Below are 18,351 nucleotides of genomic sequence, written 5' to 3'. Positions count from 1 at the left end.
TCCGGGCGGTCGGTACGGGCATGCATTTCACGAGCGGTCTTGCATATTCCAATATATAATACTTGAAACGGCCGATGACATGGGCGAGTGCCGTGGATCGGTCCAAAATCCGGATCCGCGCGGGGATCCGGTGCGCGGGATGAGCTTGTGGACGGGAATCCCGGGCACGGTCCGGGAATCGGCAATATCATTCCGATGCCGGTCGAACAGGGGGGGAGTCATGAAGGAAGTCCTCGAATGGCTCGAGGCAAGACAGGGCGAAATGCTATCCTTGATCGAGCTTCTCGTCAATATCGACAGCGGTTCCTACTGCAAGGAAGGCATCGATCGCTGCGGTGCGATCGTTGCGCGGGAACTGGAGGCGCTCGGTTTCGAAACGTCGGTCGTTCCGGAGGCGGACCGGGGCAACCACCTGCGCGCGCAACGTCCCGGAAAAGGGGAAGGGGAATTGTTTCTTTCCGCGCACCTGGACACCGTTTTTCCCGCAGGCACCGCCGGCGCGCGCCCTTTTCGGGTGGAGGGGGGGCTGGCATACGGTCCGGGAGTGGGCGACATCAAGGGCGGTATCGTGCAAATGCTGTTTGCCCTGAAGGCGTTGCGCGAGTTGGGCCGAAGCACTCCTCCGACCACCGTGTTCCTGACCGGTGACGAGGAAATCGGAAGCATCCGGGGGCGGCCGCACATCGAAGACATTGCGCGCCGCTCCTCGTGGGTCCTGGTCATGGAGCCGGCTTCGGAACCCGGGTCCGTCGCGGTTCGTCGCTGGGGCCTCGGGGCGTTCCGCCTCACCATTCGCGGTCGGGCGGCCCACGTGCTCAAACCCGATTCCGACGGAGTCAACGCCTGCCGGGAGCTTGCCCTGAAAATCCTTGCCCTGGAGTCGTTGAGCGACTTTGCCCGGGGAGTGAAGGTGTCCGTGAATCTGGTGTCCGGCGGGCGGTCCAGGCAGGTGACCGCGGCGGAGGCCGTGGCCGATATCGATGTACGCGTTCGAGATTCCTCCCGAATGGAAGAGATTGAAGCCATGGTGAGGAAAGTTGCGTCCACTCCCATTCTCCCGGGTATTGTCCTTCAAGTCGAGGGAAAGCTGACCCGACCGCCCCTCGAACCCAACCCGAACACCCTGAAGCTGCTGCGCCTGGCGGCGGAGACGGCCGAACGGATCGGCATGGTGTTGAAACCCATCGAGGAATACGGGGGATCGGACGGATGCTTTACCGCGGCGCTCGGAGTCGCCACTCTCGATGGTCTGGGACCGCGAACCTTCGACATGTGCGGTGACGGGGAACGGATCGAGATCGTCGGCATCGTGCCGCGAACGGCACTGCTCGCGGGCATCGTTGCCCGGCTGTGCGAGGACCCTTGATCCGCCGTTGAGTCCTCGGCGAAAAGAACGTGCGCGCGACGGCGCGGAGAGCGGTCCGGCGCTCGAATCCTTTTGACAAGTGACGCGCGGCTCTGGTAAGTTTATAATTATTTGAAAGGCAAGGGGATCTTCCCTTACCTCCGAATGGTCTTACGGTTATCGCCTCTCCCTGGACGGGGGAGGTATTCCATCCGAGCTTTCCTTTTCCGCACCACCTTGCCGAGCATGGTTCATTGCCGACCCGTCTCCGATTTTCTTTAACTTTTCTCCTGGAGGAAAATCGAATTTGCACGGCGCCGGCACCGGGTTGTCCGACAAACCGAATTGCAGGATGGGGGGACAAGACCCGGGCGACTCGTCACTGAGCGAGTTCCCCGCAATTCTTGATCTCCCGGGGAGGTGTGGCCATGAAACCGACACATGATGATGTCATGATGGAAAAAAGGTTGCCGCGAGTGGGACAGACCGTCCGGAGCAAACGCTACGGCACCCTGTGGCGCGTCATGGAGAAACGGGAGGTATGGCAGAACACGGAGGACGATCCTGAAGAGGGCGACCCCCGCATGATTCCCGCCATCTACCTGACCTACTGGAAGGTGCAGCCCGGAGTATTGCCCGGAGTGGGCAAGATGATGGGGCACATGTATACCCTGCACGACACGACGTTTGAGACGAACTGGGTCATTGTCGAGGGGGACTGAGCCGCGTTGCGGGAGCCGGATTCACCAGGTCGACGCGATTCCTTTCACGCAGCCGGCATTTGAAGTGAGCCGGGTGCCGGTCATGTCTTCGACGGTCCGGACGGCGCTGGAATCCGGGCGGAAGGTGAGGCCGTAGCACGGCACTGAAGCGGCGATGCGTTCGCAATACTGGAGTACGCGGGCGACGGTTTCGGCTTCCCAGGGGGGATAGAACGAGCGGGAAAAGAGCTCCGCCGCCGCCTCGAACCGGGAGAGCGGCTCGAGGACCGGTTCGGCGCCCTGGCGCAGAAAAAAAATCGCGGCAAGGGGCCGCCCGCCGGGGGAGGCGTACTTTCCCAGCCCGTGCCAGGGCGTCCCACAGGCCCGGAAAGTCCCGTCCATTTCCTGGATGAGGCTCCGGTCGTCGCTCAGAATGACGGCGCTTCGACGATGCCGCCGCCAGAGGCGGGCCATCGTCGTCTTCCCGGCTCCGGACCGGCCGCAGAAGAGCAAGGCTTTACCGCCCGTCGCCACCGCGCAGGCATGGATGAACAGCTTCCCGGCCCTCGCCGCATGGTGCTGGAAGATCAGTTCGTCGAGCGGGTACATGAGGGCGTAGCCGCGTTTGTTGTCCCAGGGCGAGGGCGGCAGGTGAAGGGTCCCCTCCCGGCGCTCGGAGTCCACGGCCAGGACACGGCCGAACTCCTCCGCGCCGTCGGGGGTTCGGAACGAATAGAGGAGACCGCCGTTCCGGCCGTATACCTTCCAGAGCCCACCCGAATCGAACAGCAGATCGGTTTTCGACGGGATTTGGGGCAGGCGTCGTGAAACCCCGATCCGGATGTCGCCGCCCCGTTGCGCGGAGAAAAGGGGAAAAACGCCGCGCAGAAGCAGGGACGGCAAAGCCTGCCGAGAACGGACGCGGAGTGTGATGCCTCCCACCTTGAGACGAACGATCATGACGTCGGGTTCCTTCGATTTCCCCCGGGGGCTTCCGGAGGAGGAAACGCGGGCGGTTAAGCCGGGCGATTCAGGCAGCAGGCCGCATCGGCGCGGTGGCCGGGGAAATCGCCCAACAGCGCATGGACGCGGCGGTGGGTGATCTCGCAAAACCTGGCGACCGGCCGCTCCGGGTCCCCGTGTTCCAACTGGCCCGCCCCGGGGCAACTCGCGCACATCGGCAGCAGAGAGCACGTGCGGCAAGGCGAAGGCTTGCTTCGGCAACGATCCCGGAGCGCGGGGAGGAAGCCGTTCCATCCCTCTGCGAAGGTTCCCGTTCGAAGGTCGAAGGACGGTTGCCGCGCAAGCTGGCAGAGCTGCAGGCCGCCGTAAGGGTCGACGTTGAACGACACCGCGCCCGCACCGCACAGGAACAGCCGGTCCTCGCAGGCCCCTGCGCCGGATGCCGCAAGTCTCGATGCCGATTCCCTCTGGCGCCGCAGCAGGGACGGGACTTCCAGGTCGGCCGCCACCACCCTCTCGGGGGGAAGCTGAAGCTCCTCGATGGGAATCTCCAGTCCGTCCACCCGAGGGTTCAGGAGGGCGTCATGCCGGAATCCGATGCCCAGGTTCCGGGCGAATGCCCTCATCTCCGCGAGCTCGTGCTCGTTCCACTTCGTCAGCATGGTCTTCAGGCCCAGGCGCGCACCGCAGCCCTGGAGCAGCATGATTCCCCGCATGCACCGGTCGAAGGAACCGGGCACCCGAGTGATGCGTTCGTACGTGGCGGCCGTCATCCCGTACAGAGTGATCTCCACGCGAGCGGGCAGCATGGCGCCGAAGAGCCGCGCGATTCTCTCGGTCACCAGGGTCCCGTTGGTGAAAACCGTGACGCGAAAACCCTTGCGGACGGCATAGGCGTAGAGTTGAGGAAAATCCCGCCGGATGAGGACTTCCCCACCCGTCAGCAGCAGATCGAGACAACCCCGATCAGCGACTTCGTCGAGAAGCGACAGCAGGCGGTTGAGTCCCATTTCGCGGGCGCGGGTCTTTCCGGAGTGGAAAGGCTCGCTGATGTAACAATGGACGCAATTCAGGTTGCAGCGGAACGTGGTTTCAATGGTGCCGTGCAGGGGAATTCGGCGCTCTTTCGCCCCCAGTTCCGCCGCAAAATCCCGGAAGCTCAGCTCTGGGACAGCGGGTACGGACATCCTAGCTCCCCGCCTCCCGGTTGACCAGTACTCCCCCGTTGTCGCACAGAGGGCCGGTGCTCTTGCACCCCGTGGAGGCCAACTCATCCGGCGTGAGATCGATTCTTCGAATGAGGGGAGCCTCGTAGGGCTCCTTCGTCACATGTTTCTTGTCTTCCATATCTTCCATAAATCGATCCGTGATGCACCGTCCTATCGCCGCAATCCGGGCGTCGCCGTGCGGCCGACACCCGGGCACGGGCTACCGGTTCAAACGCAGAGCGGGGTCTCCCAGCAGGTTCCAGCCGTCCACAACGGGGCGCGTGAAACCGCCCGCCCGGATCGCCCTGGCCTTGGCCTGCCGGATCGCCTGGCCGAGGGTCAGTCCCCTCTTCAAGCCGGCATAAACGTTGGTGGACAGCATCCGCTGCAGCTCGGGCGGGGTTATTCCCGCGGGGCCCAGCGCCGCCACCGCCCCGCCGTCGGGGGCCAGGAGCAGGGCTTCGTTGACGGTCAGGCCCAGGTGATACTGATACCACTGGCTCTGGCAGGCCCAGGTGAAAAGGACCGTTCCGACGCCGCTGCCCGCCTGTGCGGCCGCGTCGGTTGCCGTCAGCAACCCGTCGTCGCTCCAGATTTCAAAACCTCCGTGGCCGAAATAATGCGTGGCCTCGGCCCCGGTTCGCAGGCTCTGCAGAAGAACAGCCCGTGCCGCCGCCGGGCCTTCGGCGATATCGGCCCACTTGATTGCGGTCTCCGGAGGCAGGGTCCCGGCGACCTGTTCCGCCCACTGCCTGAAGTCCGGGTCGTCGTCTCCCGGATTGTCCACGGCGAAAAGGTGCTTCCCTTTGCCCGCTGCCAGGAGCGCGTCCTGCCCGACGATCTTGTCGGCCATCGACTCCATCTGCTCCACCGTGGAGACGGGAAGCCGCCCGATGGCAAGGTCCGGAACACCGTCGTCGTTAAGATCCGCGTACCGGTTTTCCGAGGGGACTCTGCCGAAAATCTCGTCCATTCCGTTGAGGGACGGAATGAATGAAACCAGCCCCCTGCCCAGGTGGTCTTTCGGGTCGAAGGTGTCGTCGCCGACCAGGAGCACGTAGCGCAGCGCCCCGCCGGAATGGACTCTCGCGCAGCGCAGAAATCTGCGCAGCGCGTTGGGCTCCGGCACGCCCGCGCTGTAACGGTTGTAGAGCACTTCCACGTCCACGATCGCCGGGTTGTACCCTTCATTGCGCTTCTGTTCGGCGATGCGCCGGGCCCCGTCGGTGAACAGGCCGTGCGTGACGATGCAGTAGTCCACGCCGTTCAACGGCGGCAGGGCGCAGGCGAAGGGAGTGATCCGGTCCGCGGACACCTCGGCGGTGACCGGCTGGAGCGGGACGCCGACGTCCACGACATCGAGAAAGACGAGGCCCGCCTCATCGGGGTTGTCCGAGGTTGCCGTGTACTGGACGCTCAGTTGGTTGCCGCTCCCGAGCACGGTGCCCGCCGGGACTTGCCCCAGGATCATCCCCGGGGTCCGCCCGGCGATGGTGGTTTCGCCCACCGGCAGGCCGTTAAGCGCGGCGCGCACGGTATGGTTATGAGTGGTGAACCCGGAAAAGCCGATCCGCACCGATACCGGATCCGTTCCCGCGGAAACGGGACGGGGAAGATCGAAGGACCAGGTGCGGGATGCCGTCGGGGCCGCAACGAAATCCCAAACCCAGGGATCGGCGCCGGGCGCCGCGAAGGGAGCGTAGAACCGGTCGCGCTCGATGCGCACCATGCCGGGTTCGAGCGCAAAACCCGAACGGGTCAGCCCGACTTTGGGCGTGGCGAACGGGTTCCATGCCCAGGAGAGCAGGACCGCGTTGCGGTCGGTGTAGTCGCTTGAGAGCGTATCGGCGCTGAACTGCAGCGCGTCTCCCCCGTTCGTTCCGGGAACGATGCTGAACGGGACGGCAACCCCGAGGCTCGTGAGGCGCAGGAGCTCCGGGTGGCTCGCCAAGGCGGGGGGCATCCCCAGGGAGACGAGGTCCGCCACGGGCACGCGCACAATCCCGGGCGAGGAGACCTCGATCTTGACGGCCACGGGAGCGGCGTCCGACGAACCGGGCACACTCGAGGGAATCGCCGCCGTGCGCGAAGGCGATTCCCGGTGCCCGCCGCGCCTTGCCGTTTGTTTTGCGGCCGCCTTCAGCGCCGCGTTCCCGGCCACGCGCACTTCGGTGTTCAGAAATTCCTCGGCCAGGGTTTCATCGCATACCGGAAAGGGACCCATCATGCGGTGGGCGCCCCGCGTGTCGATCTCTTCGATCAGGATGTACGGCGCGGCGACCGGCCGGGTCGGGACCCGGTAAATCACCGGCTCCAACGTGGTCAGGGGCAGCGACGGGGTAGCCTCCCAGCTCAGCAGCCGCCGGTCTTCCCTGCCCGACGGATCGGAGGTTTCCCAGACGTGGAAGGCGATGGAGCCCTGCTGGGATTCGGTGGCGAATTCGACCAGGCCGGACCGGTCGACGCGGATGCCGCGAATGGTCGCGCGGCTCGCGCTGCTGTTACACGACTGTATTCCGGGGACCTGATTGATCGTGACGGCGGTCTGAACCGTGCCCGCGCTGCCCGCGGTCGCGCCGAAAGCGTCCGCGGCGGTGGTGGTGGTGCCGTTGACGCCGCCGGAGACACTGGAAGATGCGGGCGCGCCGGACAGGAGGATGACCCCGCCTCCGCCTCCGCCTCCCGGTCCGTGGCGGGCTCCGGGAGTGCCTCCGGGAGCCTCGGTCGGCCAGGCGTCCGCGCCTCCTCCTCCCCTGGCTTCCACGGTGAGCCCGGAAAGGTTCCCGTCGCGCGTCACGACGACGATGCTTCCGCCGGCGCCTCCTCCTCCTCCCCCGTCGTTCTCCGGGGTGATGTTGGCGATGTCGCGGCCTCTGCCGTTTGCCGTGATCGTGCCCGTTCCGCTCACGGCGGTGGCGCGGATGATGACGATGCCGCCTCCGGGGCCGCCGGAGCTCTGGAATCCAGACGAGTTGTTGCGGGATCCCGCTCCACCGCCGCCGCCCATGGCGATTCGAGCGTTCGTCCCCACCGCGTACGGAAACACGGCGCCGGGATGCCCGCCGACAGCCAGGTTGCTGTCCCAGGAATTTCCTCCGTAACCTCCCTGGCCGCCGTTTCCGCCGCCGCCGCCCCCGCTGTTTTCATCGTTGGTCGACGGGTTGCCGTCCGTTCCTCCTCCCGCCGCGTTGCCGGGACCGCCCCTGGCCTGGCTTCCGTTTGGGTACCCGTCAACGGTGGTGTTTGTGACGGCGGAACCGTCGAAGACGTACTGCGGGGTTCCGGCGATGCCCTCGCCCTTGGAACCATGGCACGTATCGGTAACGACTCTGCGATAGTCGGTATTTCTGCCGCTGCTGTCGCCCGTCAATGCACGCCCGCCGCCCCCCCGGAATCCCATCCCGTCGAGGCTGACCGTCCCGCCCAGCGTGAGCGTTCCGGTGATGTCCAGCGCCAGCACGCCCCCGTTGTTGCCGTTCCAGGGGGAAACCGTGAGCGAGCCGCTCAAGGTCGCCGTCTTGTATCGCGGGACGACGATCACCTGGAATCGCCTTTGGGGAGGGCCCGCGGCCAGGTAGTACGCGTGGAGCAGCCCGTTGCCCGTCCCCGCCCCGGTGATGTTGACGTAGCCGTTGGCGTCGGGCGCGCCCTGCGCCAGGACGTATTCGAAATAGCCGGATGAGCGGAGGTCGGTTTGTCCGTTGGCGATAGCGCCTGTCCCGCCGTCGCCGTAGCGGTTGTTGTTGGACGAATTGATGGTGGCGTCCTGCATCTGGATCACGAGCAGCATGGTGCCCGAGGCGATGGAGGCTCCCGCCCCGCGGATGGTCGAAACATCCACCCGGATTTGCGTGGCGCCGGCGGAAGCGGACTGATAGCCCTGGTAATAGGTATTCACGACGCCCGTCAGGGTTCCCCCGTCGGGAAAGTCGGAGCAGAGCTGAGCGCGGCAGTCGACCGGCAACAGAAGCAGCACAACGAGCAGCAGGGCCGCTCCAACCATGGATGACCGAAGCCGATCCATTCTGTCTCCTCCTTCGCGGGCAGCTGCATCGACGCTGCCGGCTTCGCCCCGGCGTTTCCAACCGGATATCCGCCGCCGGGCCGGGTTCAAAGGACCTTGTCCTGTCTTGCCTCGCTTCCCTCGCACCGGGTCACGACCCGCACCGATTCAAGCTGCGCAAGAAAGAACCGGTAATCGTTCGCGGCCCGGACATCATCCACTTCGAAACACTCGGTGAGTCCCCGGACGATCTCCTCGCCCCGGGTGCACCCGTCCAGCCGTTCCCAGACAAAAGCCCCGACGCGGTTCAGGTGGTAGATCGAATCGAGATCCGCCGCGCTGCGCACGACCCGGACCAGGATGTATTCCCCCGCTATGTCGCGCCCCACGACGTCCTCGGCGCGGCCGAACCGATCCGCAAGTGAAATACCCACAGTTCCCATCAGGGCATCCTTCTCGTTCTCCGTCTTGCCCGCGCCGCCTTGAGGAAACCCGCCAGCGCCAACCATGCGAGCCCCCACGGTCCTCTCCGCCAGTCGGGAAGAGCCGTGCCTTCCACCGCCGCCAGGGTGCCCAGGACTCCGCCCGGCCGGATCTCCGGATCCCAGGAATAGCCCCGGTCTCCGCGCGTTCGCCAACGGCGGTCTTTGAAGGCAAAGGGCGGCCCGACGTACAGGCGGTGAAGCCTCAGTCCCCCCGCGTGACGCACGAGGACGACGTCGCCCGCCTTCGGAGGACACATTCGTGCTTCCCGCAGCACGACGGTCGTTCCGGGAACGATGGCCGGGGCCATGCACCGGCCTTTCACCTTCAGGCGAACCTGCGCGTATTCCCGCAGGCACTCCCGGACGATGGCCGTGCCCACATCCGCGGGCGCAGACCAGGCATCCACTTTCGGAACGTGTCCATCCCCGTCGAGCATGGTTCTCGATGCAGCGATGCGCTTTCCCCGCAACCGACCGCCTCCCGAATAAACCGGTGACCCGCCCGCTCGCATCCCACGGACCGCGGCTGCGCGCGTCCGGATGGTTTTCGAAAACCATCCGGACACGCCGGCACCACGGCGCACGAGTGCGCCTTTCCCGCAATCTCCGGGCCTTTATTCTTCCATTCTTTTTTTATGATTGATGCGCCCTAGCGCTGGATAATTCTTAGCAAAATCGAAAATAGCACGCCCTGTTTCAGACGGTCAACCATAGAATCGGCACAATAGGGCAAGACACTGAAATTTAATATTATTAAGGGACAATAGAAAGATTTCGAAAAAAGGACGTATCGCAATCGGGGAATCGACGCGTAGAGGCGGGGACGACCCGCCTCCACGCCATTCGAAAAACATGCGGTAAATCAGAAGGCGACGGAGACCCCGGCGCCCACCAGGGCTTCGTTCCTGTTCTTGTCCAGTGTCCAGGGGACGACGATCAGCGCGTCCAGCGCGCGTGTCCTGCCGTCTCCATCCAGGCTGAACGCCTGGTATCCCGCCTGGATGAACGGCTCGACGGTGCAGCCCTGAAACTGCATGCCGGCGCCGAATGCTCCCATGATTCCCCAGGTGCTCCCCTCCAGGGAACCGCCGCCGGACAGGAGCGTGACCCCGAAGAGCGACGGCGCGCCCAGGGAGAAAGCGTATTCCTCGCTCACGCGGCCCCCGAAGGCGGTGATCCCGCCTCGCAACCGGGAGGAACCCAGTTTCCGCTCGGCCGCCACCTTGAGTTTCACCAGGTGTTGGGTGGTCCGAGGGAACGGATCGTCGCTCAAACCGATGACGACGGGGTCGTCGAAGACCACGATGCCGGGCATCGCGGCAATATTCAACCGCTCCCGCGCCCGTATGAAGTTGTAATAGAGGCCGGAGGCGACCTCCAGGTCTCTCGAGACCTGCACGTCGATGCCGCCGCCCGCTTCGATGTCCAGGTTCGTTTCCTTGTGGCCGTATTCCCATCCCATTGAATGCGTCGCGATGGAGGGGCCGATGCGGATCGCGAAATCGCCGGTGCCGCGACCGTCCCTTGTCTTGTCCCGGTAGTTCACCCTCAGGCTGAACGGCAGCGACACCGTATCGGAGCAAGGATATCTCACCCAGATGTCCCCTCCCGCCTGCCAGCCGCTCACATCTCCCTTGAGCCGGAAGGCGTTTTCCAGCGCAAGGGCGCCGGCGGAAACGACGCCGGCGTGGTCCAGGGTGTTGTCGCCGCCGAAAACGGGGCCGCCGTGAACGTCCATTCCGACCCGGGCGGGCCCCAGGCGACCTTCCATGCCGCCCTTGAAAAGAACTTCCCAGCTGGTGGAATCGAACGGCTTCATGAAAGGATAGAGCTCGCCGAGGAAATCGTTTTGCAGAGCCACCCCGATGTCCAGGACGGCGTCGTTCACGGTGAGGCCGGAAAGGACGTTGCGATATCGGTTTTCTTCGCGTCGATGCGCCACCTGGATTTCACCGCCGATGCTCAGCTCGCCTCCAACGGCCTGGCCATAGACGACCCGGAGGTTGAAATCATCGGTGCCGGCCTCCATGTCGAATGCCGAGGACGCGGCCAGGCGGTTGCCCGTCCCCGGGAATCCGGCGAAAAGCCCCTGTTTTCCATCAAAATCGCCGGTCTGCCCCCTGTAATCGAAAAAGACCCCCAACCGGCCGGCTCCCGCGGGAAAAGCCGCCCCCACGAGCGTGCCGTAGTCCCACGAGCTCCCGGACGCCGACCAATCTCCTGCAAGGTGGAAACCTGTCAGCTCGGTCCCGGACACCCGGATCGGCCCGCTCTGCCGGGCACTCCAGTTCAAATCCCTCACATCGCGGAGGAGGAACCGGGCATCCCCGTAGTACCTTACGCCCCGGTCTTCGGCGATCCTGGACGGCAAGACGAGGAAATCCGATTCGTCGTCGACCAGCCCATAAGGATCTCCCATGCCGCCCATTCGCCCCTGCCAGGCAAATCCCGGGCCGGCCAGGACCGGCACCAAACCGGCCACGAGCAGTATCAAGCAGACCTTCCTCATGAATCTTTCCTCCCTCCAGTTCGCGATCGGATGCATCCCCCCGGCAATCCGTGGAATCCGCAACGAAGGCCGTCACCATGGACCAGGAAGAAGACACGGCCGGATATTCCGATAAGCCTTCGTTCCCGTGCGTCGAACCTTCGGTTTCGAACGCTCGCGCGCGCGCAAGCCCCGGGGAACGCGACGTCATCCCCCGTGCTCTTGTCGCACGAAAGGATCACCATTGTGAACGTTTTGCGGTATCAGAGCAATCCCCGGTCTTTGAGGATGCGCCGTATCATGACTTCCGGGCGCTGCAGGTAAACGGTCGTCGAGCTGCTCAGCACGTGTCCCAGGATGTCCTGCACCACGGTCAGCGGGACCCCGGCCCGCAGCATTTCAATCGCCCTGGTGTGCCTGAGGATGTGAGGATGCGAGAGGGGCCGGGGTATCCGGGCCTCCTCGGCGCGGCGGTAGAATTCCCGGCGGAAATTTCCCTGATCGAGCGCGAAAACTCTGCCCTGCATCGCGGGGAATTCGTTCAGGTAATCGAGCACCGCGGCGACGACGTCGGGCGGCAGGGGAACGGCGCGCAACACCTGTCTCATGGCGGCGGGCATCCGCACCGCGATCCTGACTTCGCATCCCTCATAATCTATATCGGAGGCGTCGTCGACCCTCAGGATCTCGCCCAGCCGCGCCCCGGTGTATCGCAGCAGCAGAAACGCCAGCCTGTAACGCCCGCGGACCCTGCGGATATAGCTGCTCGCCGCGGCATCGTGCCAGATCGCGAAAGCCTCCATGAGCCGGTCGAGCTGAACGTCGTCGAGGTGCCTGACGCCTGCCCCGGCCTCCGGATCGATACCCGGTTCCTGTTCCGTGATAATGATCTTGGCCATCGCGTTACACTCCATGCTTGCGCCCGACACGGCGCTTTTTCCGAATACCCTGTTCATATTTTTAGACATTTTCAAGCGGAAAATCAATTACACGAAAATTATGTTGTGCGTGTATTGACAGGTCCCCGCCGTGCGCTTAATTTCATGCCGAAACGTGACTCCAGCGTATAACTCGACACATCAACAGGAAAGGAGGTAGCGGACAATGGCTGTTATCCGTTATCCGGGATTGTCGTACTTTTCCAACCCCTTTGAGGAGTTGGCGCGCATGCAGCGGCAAATGGACCGCCTGTTCGGCTCTCTGATGAGCGGGACTTCCGGCGCAACCGGCTCGGGCGTGTTCCCCGCGCTCAATATCGACGAGGACGCCGACAATTTCTACGCCCGCGCCGAACTGCCCGGCATCAAGCCGGAAGACATCGAAATCTCCGTGGTCGGGAACACCTTGACCCTGAGTGGGGAACGCAAGGCCGACGGCGTCGAGAACGTCAGCTATCACCGGCGCGAGCGGATGCCGGGATGCTTTCGCAAGGCGGTCACGCTCCCTCACGAGATCAATGGTGAGGCGGTGCGCGCGGAATTCGCGAACGGGGTCTTGAGGCTGGTTCTTCCCAAGGCCGAGCACGCGAAGCCCCGGAAGATCGCTGTAAAATCCGAATGATCGGAACGGTTCCCGCAGCCTGTGGCGGAAGCCGCGAACAAATGGATCGGGAGGTGTTTCATGGCAGACAAGGATTTGCAATTGCAGGAAAAAAAGGAATTACGAACCGGTTCCGAGAGTACCCGGAATGTTCCGGTGTTCGTCCCGGCGGTGGACATATACGAATCGGCCGACGCGATCACCCTGTTGGCCGATATCCCGGGTGTGCCCATCGAGAACGTGGACATAGACCTGAATCACGACCAGCTCACGATCAAGGCCTCGGCCATGGTCGAAGACGGAAAGGGTACCGTTGTCCTCGACGAATACCAGGTCGGGGATTATTACCGGCAGTTTACCCTCTCCAATGTCATCGACCGCTCGAAGATCGAAGCGTCCATGAAGGACGGTGTGCTGAAGCTCGTGCTGCCCAAGGCGGAAGCCGCGAAACCGCGCAAGATCGCGGTCAATGCCGCGCCCGTCGCCTGAGTCGATGTAACGGGAGGTTGGGACTCGCCCCGGGGCTGGGTCCCAACCGGCAGCCCCGGCCGGCCGGAAGGCGGAAGGGGGCGATGAAATTCCATGCCGTCGCGCGCGACAACATGTGTATTGATTGAGCGTGAATGCCGGAAAAGTTGGAATTCCGATGAGGGGAGCCTGTCCGAAGCGAATCTGAACGAACGGTAATCACGCCGATGTTAATGTTGAGCCCGAGTGCTTCAAATCGCGTCTTTTGTTCGGGCATCGACCTGCCGATTAACACCGAAGGAGGATGATGCCATGGAGAAACGGGATTATTACGCAACACTGGACATCGGTCGTTCGGAGAGCCAGAGCGGGATCCGCGACGCGTATCGGAGGCTGGCCAAGCGCTTTCACCCCGATCACGCGGGGGCGGCGGCGACGCGGGCCTTTCAGGAGATCAGCGAGGCCTACGCCGTGCTGTCGGATCCCGAGGCACGGCGGGCTTACACGGAAGAGCTGGCCAGGCGGGAAGCCGCTCCCAGGGTGGAAATCCGGATGGCGGGAACGACGAACGTGACCGGGCCGCAGGTCTCGCCGGTCGTATCCGGCGGCTCGAAGGAAGCGCTGGTCCCCGCCGAAGGCCTGGCGGGCGAAGGGCCGTTCGGAAGCACGTTCAGGACGTTCATCGATGAATTCTTCCAACCGTTCCCCTACGGGATAGGCGTCCGCGAGGCGCTCGAACTGGAGGTGTACCTGTCCCGAGAGGAAGCGGAAAGGGGAGGGGTGCTGCCGGTTCCCGTCCACCCGCAATGCCCCATGTGCAAAGGGGTGAGAAGGCCCGGGATGCCGGAATGCTCGTATTGCCTGGGAGTCGGGGAAATGGACGAAGCGACCATTGCGCTCTGGATTCCGCCCGGGGTGCGGCATCGCACGGTCATGGAAATTCCCCTGGGAACAAATCCCCGTTCGACGCTGCTGGTTCATATTCTCATCAAGTAGCCCGCGCACCGCTTTCGCCCGGGCGTTCACGCGGCAGGGCCGCCTCCGGCAAGGGGCGCCTTGGCATGTCCCACCGCTTTGCGGTATCTCGCCGGCTTCGACCTTCCGGCCGGAACCCGACGCAAGGCGCGAAATTCAGTGCAGGCAACCGCGTTCCACCAAATTTCCCTCGAAGAGATCAAACGCGTCGGCTGACGTCGTTCATGCCGGCTACCCATCACTGAAACGGCGTGCGCATGGCGCGAAACCGATTTTGACCAATCTTCGCCGAGTGCAAGACCCCTTCCCCGGGCGCCCAGCCAATGACCACAAGTCGATGTTCATCCGCAAGGGAGTGTGCCCGGCGGCTGTTGGGATGTGCCGGTCGAATGTGGGGATGTGCCGGTCGGATGGCAGGGATGCGCCGGTCGGATGGCAGGGATGCGCCGGTCGAATCCAGGGGGGGCTTTATGCCCGCCCGCGATATGATCGCCTGGAACGCAATCGCCCATTGCGCCTCCTTCACCCACCAGGCTTGAAAACAGGTTTCCGGGGAGGGCTTTCCACCTCCCGCCAACACAGCCACCTCGAACGCAAACTCGTTTGACGGGAAAGCGGTATATCCACGCGTGCCGTGATGGGAGCTTTTCTTTCCCCGTGCAAGGAATCGCCCTCAAATGATATGCAAATGATATACATGTGAAGAATATCCATTATTTTATTTGTCAATTTGTCTCCACCGATCGAACACTGTCCACACCGTTTTGGAGTCCGGCTTTACAGGGTAAGATAGGAATGATTGAAGGTGCATAATAATATTCCATGGATCATCCATATCCAGCGCGCCCTTCAGTGACATTATTTGTCGGAAAATCGACAAAAATTGTCACTATTTCCAGATAGTTAAGGTTTCATTTATTAACGTCCGCCAAATTAACGAGAATTTATGTTCCGCCGATTCCGACTGACGGCAGGCGCATGAGCCGCATTTCCGGGGTGGAAAACTTAACTGCTCGAATTGGCACTGAATTTGCTGCTTTTTTTCTCTCGCCCGATCTTGACCGTTTTCCTCTCGCGGCCGCCAAATTTGGGCAAGCCCGTCTTTACCGACACATACGGCGTATCGGATCAATCGACGCTCGAACAGGAACTCAAGCAGCAGGAGGAGTCATGTTCAAAAAACTCTTTTGCCTGGTCGTTTTTCTTTCCCTGGCGTTGGTTTTGCCCGTTCAACCCGGGTCTGCGTGCGATCCCCCCGTTTTCGGACCGGAGCGGTTCGAGCGGGGTTCGGGGCCGCCGGTGACGGTCACCAGGGGATTCGCCGGTTCCGAGACCGGAGCGGAATTCGAGGTGTGGATCCGCAACGGTGAGCTCTACGGGCGGCACCGGGTGACGAGCGGCACCATATACCTGAACGGGAAGAAGATCGTGAGCTCCGGTGAGCTGAAGGCTCACGTCCCGCTCATCCGGCGCCGCGTGTCGCTCAATGCCTCCAATGAAATTGGGGTGCGGCTCGAGGGTAAGCCCGGGAGTTTCCTTACAGTGACCATCGTGGACCATCGCCACCCGAGCGTGAGCCTTTCGGCTTCGCCGCAGACCATTGCTCCGGGGGGATCGTCGACCTTGACGTGGAGCTCGACCGACGCGACAATCTGCGTGATCGACCACGGGGTGGGGTGGGTTGCGCCCACCGGTTCACGGAAGGTCCGGCCCCGGCGGACCACCACTTACACGATATACGCCTACGGCCACCACGAGGTCGTCAGCGCGAAGACGACCGTGACGGTCGGGGGGGCGGGTCCCGCGGTCGGGGATGACGTCGCCTCGACGCCGGAGGGGACTCCGGTGACGGTCAACGTGCTGGCAAACGACACGGGGAGCGGCCTGGTCCTTGCCGGCGTCACCCAGGGCGCCCACGGGGCGGTCTCGGCCAACGCGGACGGGACGGCGACCTACACGCCGGAGCCCGGATTCACCGGAACGGACCAGTTCACCTACACGGTGCAAGACGACCATGGGGCCACGGCGACAGGCACGGTCACCATCACGGTCACCTCGGCAAACGATGCGCCGGTGGCGAACGCGCAGACGTTGAGCACGAACGAGGACACGGCGGTTTCGATCACCTTGACGGGAACGGACGCGGACGGCGATGCGCTGAGCTTCACGGTGACAAGCTCGCCCGCGCACGGGACGCTCAGCGGCACGGCGCCGAATCTGACCTACACGCCGGCTGCCGGGTATCACGGCTCCGATGCTTTTGAATTCAAGGTGAACGACGGGAAGGTGGACTCCGCGGCGGCAACGGTTTCGATCACGGTCACCTCGGCAAACGATGCGCCGGTGGCGAACGCGCAGACGTTGAGCACGAACGAGGACACGGCGGTTTCGATCACCTTGACGGGAACGGACGCGGACGGCTTTGCGTTCAAGGTGAACGACGGGAAGGCGGACTCCGCGGCGGCAACGGTTTCGATCACGGTCACCTCGGCAAACGATGCGCCGGTGGCGAACGCGCAGACGTTGAGCACGAACGAGGACACGGCGGTCTCGATCACCTTGACGGGAACGGACGCGGACGGGGATACCCTGAGCTTCACGGTGACGGCCCCGCCCGCTCACGGGACGCTCAGCGGCACGGCGCCGAGCCTGACCTACACGCCCGCGGCGAACTACAACGGCGCGGACGGCTTTGCGTTCAAGGTGAACGACGGGAAGGCGGACTCCGCGGCGGCAACGGTTTCGATCACGGTCACCTCGGCAAACGATGCGCCGGTGGCGAACGCGCAGACGTTGAGCACGAACGAGGACACGGCGCTTTCGATCACCTTGACGGGAACGGACGCGGACGGGGATACCCTGAGCTTCACGGTGACGACCTCGCCCGCTCACGGGACGCTCAGCGGCACGGCGCCGAACCTGACCTACACGCCGGCGGCCGGGTATCACGGCCCCGATGCTTTTGAATTCAAGGTGAATGACGGTAAAGCGGACTCCGCGGCGGCAGCGGTTTCGATCACGGTGAACGCGGTGAACCATCCTCCCGCGGCCGCTGACGACTCGGCGAGCACTGAGGCGGGGAAAGCCGTCGACATCGCGGTTCTCGCCAACGATACGGACCCCGACGGAGACACCCTGCTGGTATCGGGCTTCACGCAGGGGGCCAACGGGAGCGTGTCCGGCGGCGCGAACGGCGTCCTCGTCTATTCGCCCAACGCCGGGTTCAGCGGTGAGGACGGTTTCACGTACACCGTCGACGACGGCAAGGGGGGGAGCGCATCGGCCGCCGTCAAGGTTACGGTGAACGCTCTTGCCGCGCTGTCTCTCACGATTGTTTCTCCTTCGGAGGGCGCCTTTATCGAAAGCGCGGCGGTGATGGTGCGAGGCACCGTTGCCAATGCGACGGGAGCCGAGACCGGGGTCACCGTCAACGGAGTGACGGCGGAGGTCTACGGCAATGAGTTCGTCGCCAATCACGTGGTGCTGGTCGAGGGTGAAAACACCCTGACCGCCAAGGCCGCGGATACGGGCGGCAATGCGCTGGAGGCGTCGGTCGTCGTGAACGCGGATCCGAGTGCGGATACCATCAGGATCGCGGCCAACGTCGAATCGGGCATTCCTTCCCTCGAGGTGACGCTTGGGGTGCGCGGTTCCTTCAGCTTCAGCCAGTCGACGATCGGTTGCGCGGGGCCGGCGGAACCCGAATATCTCGAGACCGGGGCCAAGGAATACAAGGTGCGGTTGAGCGTGGAGGGGATCTATTATTTCACGGTGGAGGCGGTGGACAATCTGAACAACGTCCGCGCGGACACGGCGGCCATCGTGGTATTGAACCGGAACAACCTGGACGCCCTGCTCCAGGCCAAATGGGATGGAATGAAGGCCGCTCTGATCGCGGGGAATTCCCCGGGCGCCCTGGCGTATTTTGCGGCAAGTTCCAGGGAACGCTACGGTGAGGTCTTCGAGCACCTGGCGGCGGGCTTGCCCTCCATCGCCTCGGGGATGCGGGAAATCGAGTTGATCTATGCGAAGGGCGGAACGGCCAAGTACAGGATCAAGCGCGAGGAACAGGTGCAGGGGCAGGTCTACGACATCACCTACTACGTTTATTTCCTGAGGGATGCCGCCGGCATATGGGGCATAGACCGATTTTGAGTCACGACGGTTGCATGGAGG

The 18,351-nt window shown here is 63.6% G+C and carries 14 protein-coding genes; 6 read left to right on the top strand and 8 right to left on the bottom strand.

Annotation, left to right across the window (positions count from 1 at the left end; translation table 11 throughout):
* Positions 1-220: 220 nt before the first annotated feature.
* The gene (locus tag SFUM_RS12285) at positions 221-1,366 is read left to right on the top strand and encodes a M20 family metallopeptidase (RefSeq protein ID WP_167321345.1); all 1,146 of its coding nucleotides are present in this window, start codon (positions 221-223) and stop codon (positions 1,364-1,366) included.
* 407 nt (positions 1,367-1,773) lie between these two features.
* Positions 1,774-2,067 (top strand): hypothetical protein, encoded by a 294-nt coding sequence (locus SFUM_RS12280; RefSeq protein WP_011699223.1) that lies wholly within the window; start codon positions 1,774-1,776, stop codon positions 2,065-2,067.
* Positions 2,068-2,088: 21 nt separating this feature from the next.
* On the opposite strand, the gene SFUM_RS12275 is transcribed toward SFUM_RS12280, so the two are convergent.
* From SFUM_RS12275 to SFUM_RS12245, 8 genes are all read right to left on the bottom strand, one after another.
* A complete protein-coding gene (locus tag SFUM_RS12275) occupies positions 2,089-3,006 on the bottom strand; it encodes an HPr kinase (protein WP_011699222.1) in 918 nt (305 codons plus the stop codon).
* Between the two features lie 56 nt (positions 3,007-3,062).
* A complete protein-coding gene (locus SFUM_RS21805; protein WP_011699221.1) occupies positions 3,063-4,196 on the bottom strand; it encodes a radical SAM protein in 1,134 nt (377 codons plus the stop codon).
* Position 4,197: 1 nt separating this feature from the next.
* Positions 4,198-4,365, bottom strand: coding sequence for a hypothetical protein (locus SFUM_RS23350; RefSeq protein WP_167321344.1), 168 nt, complete (start codon positions 4,363-4,365; stop codon positions 4,198-4,200).
* 72 nt (positions 4,366-4,437) lie between these two features.
* Positions 4,438-8,241: a C25 family cysteine peptidase gene (locus tag SFUM_RS21800; RefSeq protein WP_011699220.1), complete on the bottom strand. Its 3,804-nt coding sequence runs from the start codon at positions 8,239-8,241 to the stop codon at positions 4,438-4,440.
* 86 nt (positions 8,242-8,327) lie between these two features.
* A complete protein-coding gene (locus SFUM_RS23345) occupies positions 8,328-8,663 on the bottom strand; it encodes a PqqD family protein (RefSeq protein ID WP_011699219.1) in 336 nt (111 codons plus the stop codon).
* The gene (locus tag SFUM_RS23340; protein WP_011699218.1) at positions 8,663-9,175 is read right to left on the bottom strand and encodes a S24 family peptidase; all 513 of its coding nucleotides are present in this window, start codon (positions 9,173-9,175) and stop codon (positions 8,663-8,665) included. Before SFUM_RS23340 ends, SFUM_RS23345 begins: the two co-directional genes overlap by 1 nt.
* A 392-nt stretch (positions 9,176-9,567) precedes the next feature.
* Positions 9,568-11,214, bottom strand: coding sequence for a hypothetical protein (locus tag SFUM_RS12250; protein WP_011699217.1), 1,647 nt, complete (start codon positions 11,212-11,214; stop codon positions 9,568-9,570).
* Positions 11,215-11,456: 242 nt separating this feature from the next.
* Positions 11,457-12,092, bottom strand: coding sequence for a tyrosine-type recombinase/integrase (locus SFUM_RS12245; RefSeq protein WP_011699216.1), 636 nt, complete (start codon positions 12,090-12,092; stop codon positions 11,457-11,459).
* Positions 12,093-12,297: 205 nt separating this feature from the next.
* Here SFUM_RS12245 and SFUM_RS12240 point away from each other — a divergent pair, with 205 nt between their 5' ends.
* The 4 genes from SFUM_RS12240 to SFUM_RS21790 all read left to right on the top strand — a co-directional run bounded on the left by SFUM_RS12240 (position 12,298) and on the right by SFUM_RS21790 (position 18,330).
* Positions 12,298-12,753, top strand: coding sequence for an Hsp20/alpha crystallin family protein (locus SFUM_RS12240; protein ID WP_011699215.1), 456 nt, complete (start codon positions 12,298-12,300; stop codon positions 12,751-12,753).
* A 60-nt stretch (positions 12,754-12,813) separates the two neighbouring features.
* A complete protein-coding gene (locus SFUM_RS12235; RefSeq protein WP_011699214.1) occupies positions 12,814-13,221 on the top strand; it encodes an Hsp20/alpha crystallin family protein in 408 nt (135 codons plus the stop codon).
* A gap of 291 nt (positions 13,222-13,512) precedes the next feature.
* Positions 13,513-14,196, top strand: a complete 684-nt coding sequence (locus SFUM_RS12230; RefSeq protein WP_011699213.1) for a J domain-containing protein — start codon at positions 13,513-13,515, stop codon at positions 14,194-14,196.
* A gap of 1,149 nt (positions 14,197-15,345) precedes the next feature.
* Positions 15,346-18,330: an Ig-like domain-containing protein gene (locus tag SFUM_RS21790; RefSeq protein WP_011699211.1), complete on the top strand. Its 2,985-nt coding sequence runs from the start codon at positions 15,346-15,348 to the stop codon at positions 18,328-18,330.
* The last annotated feature ends 21 nt before the right edge of the window (positions 18,331-18,351 follow it).

The organism is Syntrophobacter fumaroxidans MPOB, from assembly GCF_000014965.1.
GTDB classification, from domain to species: Bacteria; Desulfobacterota; Syntrophobacteria; order Syntrophobacterales; family Syntrophobacteraceae; genus Syntrophobacter; species Syntrophobacter fumaroxidans.
Note: the sequence above shows the minus strand (reverse complement) of the source record. Positions and strands in the feature narration are given on the sequence as shown.

Bases quoted from the DNA above. Each gene is read 5' to 3' on its own strand.
- SFUM_RS12285 (WP_167321345.1), top strand. From the start codon at position 221: ATGAAGGAAGTCCTCGAATGGCTCGAGGCAAGACAGGGCGAAATGCTA.
- SFUM_RS12280 (WP_011699223.1), top strand. From the start codon at position 1,774: ATGAAACCGACACATGATGATGTCATGATGGAAAAAAGGTTGCCGCGA.
- SFUM_RS12275 (WP_011699222.1), bottom strand. From the start codon at position 3,006: ATGATCGTTCGTCTCAAGGTGGGAGGCATCACACTCCGCGTCCGTTCT.
- SFUM_RS21805 (WP_011699221.1), bottom strand. From the start codon at position 4,196: ATGTCCGTACCCGCTGTCCCAGAGCTGAGCTTCCGGGATTTTGCGGCG.
- SFUM_RS23350 (WP_167321344.1), bottom strand. From the start codon at position 4,365: ATGGAAGATATGGAAGACAAGAAACATGTGACGAAGGAGCCCTACGAG.
- SFUM_RS21800 (WP_011699220.1), bottom strand. From the start codon at position 8,241: ATGGATCGGCTTCGGTCATCCATGGTTGGAGCGGCCCTGCTGCTCGTT.
- SFUM_RS23345 (WP_011699219.1), bottom strand. From the start codon at position 8,663: ATGGGAACTGTGGGTATTTCACTTGCGGATCGGTTCGGCCGCGCCGAG.
- SFUM_RS12250 (WP_011699217.1), bottom strand. From the start codon at position 11,214: ATGAGGAAGGTCTGCTTGATACTGCTCGTGGCCGGTTTGGTGCCGGTC.
- SFUM_RS12245 (WP_011699216.1), bottom strand. From the start codon at position 12,092: ATGGCCAAGATCATTATCACGGAACAGGAACCGGGTATCGATCCGGAG.
- SFUM_RS12240 (WP_011699215.1), top strand. From the start codon at position 12,298: ATGGCTGTTATCCGTTATCCGGGATTGTCGTACTTTTCCAACCCCTTT.
- SFUM_RS12235 (WP_011699214.1), top strand. From the start codon at position 12,814: ATGGCAGACAAGGATTTGCAATTGCAGGAAAAAAAGGAATTACGAACC.
- SFUM_RS12230 (WP_011699213.1), top strand. From the start codon at position 13,513: ATGGAGAAACGGGATTATTACGCAACACTGGACATCGGTCGTTCGGAG.
- SFUM_RS21790 (WP_011699211.1), top strand. From the start codon at position 15,346: ATGTTCAAAAAACTCTTTTGCCTGGTCGTTTTTCTTTCCCTGGCGTTG.